Origin of the sequence: Komagataeibacter nataicola (assembly GCF_003207795.1) — a bacterium.
GTDB classification, from domain to species: Bacteria; Pseudomonadota; Alphaproteobacteria; order Acetobacterales; family Acetobacteraceae; genus Komagataeibacter; species Komagataeibacter nataicola.
Map to the genome: position 1 here is coordinate 1 of NZ_NIRT01000062.1, position 6381 is coordinate 6381.

The 6381-nt window shown below is 52.9% G+C and carries 4 protein-coding genes and 1 pseudogene; 3 read left to right on the top strand and 2 right to left on the bottom strand.

Annotation, left to right across the window (positions count from 1 at the left end; genetic code table 11):
• Positions 1-163 precede the first annotated feature (163 nt).
• Positions 164-1576, top strand: a complete 1413-nt coding sequence (locus CDI09_RS16910) for a hypothetical protein (protein ID WP_146220937.1) — start codon at positions 164-166, stop codon at positions 1574-1576.
• Between the two features lie 534 nt (positions 1577-2110).
• Here the strand turns inward: CDI09_RS16910 and CDI09_RS16915 are convergent.
• On the bottom strand, positions 2111-2650 hold the full coding sequence (locus CDI09_RS16915; protein WP_110571451.1) for a hypothetical protein: 540 nt from the start codon (positions 2648-2650) through the stop codon (positions 2111-2113).
• A 280-nt stretch (positions 2651-2930) separates the two neighbouring features.
• The gene (locus CDI09_RS17975; RefSeq protein WP_146220938.1) at positions 2931-3791 is read right to left on the bottom strand and encodes a hypothetical protein; all 861 of its coding nucleotides are present in this window, start codon (positions 3789-3791) and stop codon (positions 2931-2933) included.
• 230 nt (positions 3792-4021) lie between these two features.
• Between CDI09_RS17975 and CDI09_RS16920 the strand changes: the two genes are divergently transcribed.
• A complete protein-coding gene (locus CDI09_RS16920) occupies positions 4022-6076 on the top strand; it encodes a ParB/RepB/Spo0J family partition protein (RefSeq protein WP_110571452.1) in 2055 nt (684 codons plus the stop codon).
• 59 nt (positions 6077-6135) lie between these two features.
• Positions 6136-6282: pseudogene (locus CDI09_RS18720) on the top strand (DUF932 domain-containing protein); the annotation flags it as partial.
• Positions 6283-6381: the final 99 nt, after the last annotated feature.

Genomic DNA, 6381 nt, shown 5'->3' on the forward strand with positions numbered 1-6381 from the left:
CATCTGTTCATCCGTCAGCCAGAACAGGTCGCTCATCTTCAGTCTCCTTGCAGAGCCTGAATCAAAATTCCCTACAAAAATCAATGGGTCCTGAGCCTAGCAGAGTTTAGGCGATGTATCGTCTCGATTTCCGATTAAGATGAACATTTGTTATTGGGTATGAGTGCAGACCGGCAGTGAGCTAAATCTATCTTTGTTGGGGGCGATTTTGAAGAATCCGGCCGTGAGGCTATCTCAGTTGCACGCTTGGCGTCATGAAACTGAATTGCGCGGTTTACAACCTCGGCTCGATGCTTATTGGGCAGTCGATAGTAATAGGCCGGACGGTACCGACGCAGAGCGGGAAAACTATTACCGACAGGTGGTGGCGCCTCACGAAGATGCCTTTCTTGCCGATTTCCCTCAAGGTGTGCCGGAAAGAACCGCCTGGGAGGTTATCCTGCGTGAAGAGAATTGGCGCTCGGTGCTCCGAAACTGGCGCCACGATGGTCAACAAATATTCGAGTTTGCGCCCGACCTGTTGGCAATGCTGGCCGATACGGACGTGGATGAGTTACCCATCCAGAATCTGCGGATGCCATACGACACGTTCTATGTCGCTCTTGCGCCGGGACATTTTTTGCCCGACTACAATCGCGACTGGGTCATCGATGGATTCTATGTCACGGCTGAAATTTGCCTGGTTGACTCTCTCCGGATGAAGCCCCGTCCTCCGAACGAACTGATCGCTGAGCAGAGGAAGCAATGGGCGGATCTTGAGCGAATACCAGGCGCTCTGGAGAGTCTGCGTAAGGACGACTCAGAAAGTTTTGCAAGCTTTGACAGTTATATTGCGAAGCTATTGGCCGAAAATACGGCTGCCCAACAGCTTTACGACCGATACCTGCTAGATCCCGATGCGGTGATGGATGAAATCGCAGAAAAGGTGGATATCCGCGGTTCGGGTGAGTGGTGCTCATACTTGATGTTCACGGTGGATTTCACGTTCCGTCGGCGTAATCATGCTCCGGCGTCACTTTCATTGACCGATCTTTTGGGCCAGCCAACGCTCCGTGCGCACTACGATTTTGTCTCGCACCGCAATACGGTTGGAGATGGCATCGAACGCGGTCGCCGATCGGCGATTCCAATGGATACCTTTAGAGAAGAAGACGGGCATCCTGACGATCTTCGCAACGTGATTTCCGATCCGACGGTGCTGAAGGAGGTCACGAGACTGGTGTTCAACCTCGTCTGCTACTTGAATTATCCCGAGCGCGCTCAGGAAAAACGACTAAACGATCCGCGTGTCCATGAAAAAGTCGGGCGGGCCAAGGGCAAAGCCAGAAAAATGGCAGAAGCGCGAGCACGTCAGGACGGTTGCCGCTGGATCAATTTCTGCGGCTATCGAACGTCATTCGAGAAGCGAAAGACGCTCGGCGGGACAGCCGTTGGTCACTGGCGCCGAGGACACTGGCGGAATCAACGGTTTGGGAAGGCGCTGGCAGAAAGCAGGTTGCTGTGGATTCGCCCAACGATGGTTGGAGCCGACAAGAATATCATTGACAGCCGTCCGACGCTTTACGGAACGTCCTAGATGATGCTTGGGACGTCATGATAATGGCCGGGATAGTAAGGCATCCGGCATGAAAGAAGAGATTTCTTTTTCAATGTCATGGCTGGCTGCTCGACTTTCTCTGCGTGATTTGGGGGCTCTTGGCTATAATCCGAAAAGAGTTCGCCAATAGAGTAAACCGCACCGGGATTGTTAGATAGGTCTGCAACTGGTTGCACTGCCCCTAAAGCAGACCGACCGCTATCTCCTTCTGAACTGCCTGTCCGCTCAAGGAATATGCAGCAGACAGGCGTTACTCGCCTCATTCCGGTCATTGAATCGAGATGCTTAGTTTCTTGGAAGCGGACGTATTTTAGAAATTTGATGTTCCGCCGGGTGAGACCGATAGCGGCGCAATTGATCGTACGGAGAACCAGACATCTGGAGGGTTCTAAAACCGTCCACCTCAATTGTGTCAGGGACACAAGCTATCGATACCCGTCATCTTGTTATAAGTAATGTTCGGTTTCTCTCCTGGCATATGGCGTTCATTGACTTGTCTATATACATTTTATGTTAAATATTACGGACCTCAAGGTGAGGGAAGTCAGCAGAAAGGTCCATCCTGTCGTAATAAAATGAAGAAAGTACTTTGGTATTTATTTCGCCTACTATCCGCTGTGTCACGTTCCACAACGTTGTGAACTCGGTGTTCACAACGTTGTCCGCCTTTGTCTTAGCATCAATATGGAACATACCGGGGTCAAATGTTCGATTGATGGCAAGGATGCCGTCTACGATCTGGGAATCGTCACCATCAAAGCCGAAACGACCGGGATTCGATGGGGGATCATTGCTGTCATTGAGAACAGCATAACCACGCGAGATTCCACATTCTACGGCAGCGTAGCCTCCATACGCTGACGCCGCCATATTCTCCCAATCAGCCACGCTTTTCATCAGTGGGTCGCGCCACCGCCTTTGGAAGGGCTCACAAAAAAATTGATTTTTTCCGTACAATTTATTGTAAATCATCCATCCAGACCACTTGCTTAAAGACAGATCGACGACGAGATGACCCAGTTCATGCAAGATAATACGTTCAAGTGTAGACATTCACAGCTCCCTTTATGTATTTAAACTAATCATTATTTATTGACATGATGCTCACGTGCAAAGAAACGACATTTACGCCCGAACGACAAGGGTTCAAATGCCAACACTTCCGGAAAGAAAGAACATTGACCTATGACGAACTGGTATATTAAAGTAAATATGCGTGTCTTCGTTAAGATATAATTAAATAACAGATATCTCCGATGCCGAAACGCCCGCTTCAAAAAACAATTTTCGTATTTTTTATGTATATTCTACATAAAAACTTGTATGTTTATTATTATGAAGGCGTTTTATCATCTGTTGTATCGGTATTTAATGAAATATAGCTATTTATAATGGAGTATACATAACTAGCAGGTGCAAAATTCAACACTTTTGATCCACAGGATCCTCTAACAACTATCCCAGCAAGACCAAGAAATAATCCTTCTTTATTTTTTCCGATATAAAATATAGGTGAACCACTAAGCCCGTTTACACAAATATGACCATCAACCAATAACTGCGCAGAAAAGAATCCCTGCCTCGTCTGATTTGTTATTTTTAATGCACTCATTAAAACGTTGGATGTACAGAAATTTGCTTCTGTAATATCTGAGATTTTATCGTCCCATTCGGGGTAATCTAAAGTAGGTGAAGGACCATATTGTTTATCGACATATTCGGGGAAACCACATACGAACATAAAATCGTCAATAGCTCCTGCAGGCCATAGCCTGTCTTCGAGCAGGGGATAAAACTGGGTAGAGCATAAAACTTTTCCGTCAGTCGCAAAGGACGGAAGCTCGTATAATGCAATATCGAGACCCTCTTCTGGTGCAGATTCATCACTAAATATACTATTTGGTACGACGTGTTGATTATCCATTGTCGTTGAAAACATAACGTTTTCTAAATTCCTAGGCACGTCCATTTTTTGTTTTAATTGATGAATAGTGGATAGAGCAATTTTGCGACCATTATATCCGATAAATAGTGAGCTTCCCGGAAATGACCACGCCCCATAGTCGTCGCGTCGGATTAGAGCGTGAGAGAATGAATGAATCAACTTGCTAATTTGCTCTGCAGGCACGCCACAATTTTCTATAAAAACAGTATTAGTTATTTCTCCTCGTTTTTTTAAGTATGCTTCTATCATTGTAATATACTCCGCCGGACATGAACGTTATCTACGGAGAGTGTCTGCCAAGAAAGGTGCGTTGTCCAGAACCGGACCTTCCGTTTTCCCCCTATTGCCGTCATTTTTCTGCCGTGAAAGAGGGTGTGGGGCGGGTGTAATCGTTAGAGTCAGAGGGCTGCGCGGATTTTCGTGACGGGTTGAGAGGGTAGGAGAGAGTCTCCGGCCCGCCCGTCATGGAGTTTTTCGCCATGGCGACCGCTATTCCCAAAATCACCCTGAGTTCATCCCGCGACATCCCGTTCAACCGGCTGGTGCTGTCCCAGTCCAATGTGCGGCGTGTGAAATCCGGCCTGTCGATCGACGAACTGGCCCGCGACATCGAGCGTCGCGGGCTGCTACAGAGCCTGAACGTCCGTCCCGTGCTGGACGGCGATGGGGCCGAGACCGGCACTTACGAAGTCCCTGCCGGCGGACGGCGCTTCCGTGCCCTTGAACTGCTGGTGAAGCAGAAGAAACTGGCGAAGACCGCCCCGGTGCCCTGCGTCGTACGCGAGGCCGGGTCGGCCATTCTTGCCGAGGATGACTCTCTGGCCGAGAACGTCCAGCGGCTGGCCCTGCATCCACTGGACCAGTTTCGTGCCTTTCGTGACATGCTGGAGAAGGGCATGTCCGAAGAGGAAATCGCTGCCGCATTCTTTGTCGCGCCCGCCGTGGTCAAACAGCGTCTGCGGCTGATGACGGTGTCCGACAGGTTGCTTGAAATCTATGAGCAGGACGGGATGCGGCTGGAACAGCTGATGGCCTTTTCCATCAGTGACGACCATGCCCGACAGGAACAGGTCTGGGAGGTTGTGGCCCAGAGCCATAATCGCGAGCCCTACGTCATCCGCCGCATGCTGACGGAAAAGACCGTGCGGGCGTCGGACGCACGTGTTCGTTTCGTCGGGCTGGACGCCTATCTCGCAGCCGGTGGTCACATCATGCGCGACCTGTTCGAAGCCGACGACGGCGGCTGGCTGCAGGATCCGGCCATTCTGGACAGGCTGGTCATGGAAAAACTGCACACAGCCGCTGAGGATATCCGCGCCGAGGGCTGGAAATGGGTCGAAACGTCCCTGTCGTTCCCGTGGGGTCACACACGACATTTCGCGGAGATCGACGGCACGGAGATGCCGCTGTCCGATGAAGAAACCGCCCGTCTCGAAGCCCTGCGTGCCGAGCAGGAAGCCATTGAGGCCGAATATGCGCAGGCCGATGAATATCCTGACGAGGTCGATACACGGCTGGGCGAGATCGAACAGGCCATCCTTGCCCTGGAGGAACGGCCACTGGCGTTCGATCCTGCCGACATGGGGCGGGCAGGGGCTTTCGTCAGCCTTGCCAGCGATGGCGCGCTACAGGTGGAGAGGGGCTTCGTGCTGCCCGAAGACATGCCGACCGAGCCCGAAGAGACCGATCATGCTGCGTATGATGGGCGGGATGAACGTCTTGCTGATGATGGCGACGACGGGGGCGGGGAGGGCAACAGCCTCGTTCCCGATGTCGAGCCCGAGGAAGAAGAGGGGATCAAGCCGCTGCCAGACCGGCTGCTGACCGAACTGACAGCCTGGCGCACGCTGGCGCTGCGGGATGCGTTCGCGGCCAATCCGCGTATCGCGTTGACCGAATTCCTGCATACACTGGTGCGCGATGTTTACTGGCAGACACCGGGGGCCGATTGCCTGGAAGCCTATGTCCGCGAAATCGCGCTGCCGGTTCATTCCTCCGAGATGCCCGGCAGCCTGCCGGCTCATGCCCTTCGCCAGCGCAATGAGGGCTGGAAACACGATTTGCCTGAGGACGAGGAAGCACTGTGGCGCTGGATCGACGGGCTGGACGATGCCAGCCGCATGGCGTTGCTGGCGCACTGCCTGTCTTTCGGGGTTAACGCGCTTTATGAGCGCATGCCATCGTATGGGGCAGTGTCCCAGCGCAGCGTCACCGAGCGTCTGAAGCGGGCAGACCGTCTGGCATCGGCCCTTAGCCTTGATCTGGTTGAGGCAGGCTGGCAGCCGACCGTCGAGAACTATCTCGGCCGGGTGACCAAGGCGCGCATCTTGCAGGCCGTGCGGGAGGCACGCGGCGACGAGACGGCAGAGCGCATCGCCCACATGAAGAAGCCCGACATGGCGCGCGAGGCCGAACGGCTGCTGGATGGTTCGGGCTGGCTGCCCGAGGCGTTGCGGACGGTGGGTGGTGCAGGGCAGGCGCCTGTTGAGCCAGTGACGGCAGGCGAGGACGTGGAGGCCATCGCCGCCGAATAGCATTATGGATTTCGGGATTGTGAGACAGCGGCTTCCGGTACCCGGAAGCCGCTTTTTTCATGTCCGGCGTCCCGGAAAGAGGGAGAGGTCGGCTTCGCCTTCTGTGCCGAATAACCGGCATCAGAGGAGAGTTTTCCATGACCACGACCACCATCCTGCCCCCTGCATCCCGTGGCGCCGCGTCGGGCGGCTTTAAGATCGATCCCTTGAACTTCCCCGGGTTTACCGGAGAGTAAAACTCTCGGAGGATGAACCCTATGGTAGAGAAGAAGACATCACGTTATTCACCTGAGTTCCGTGAGCGC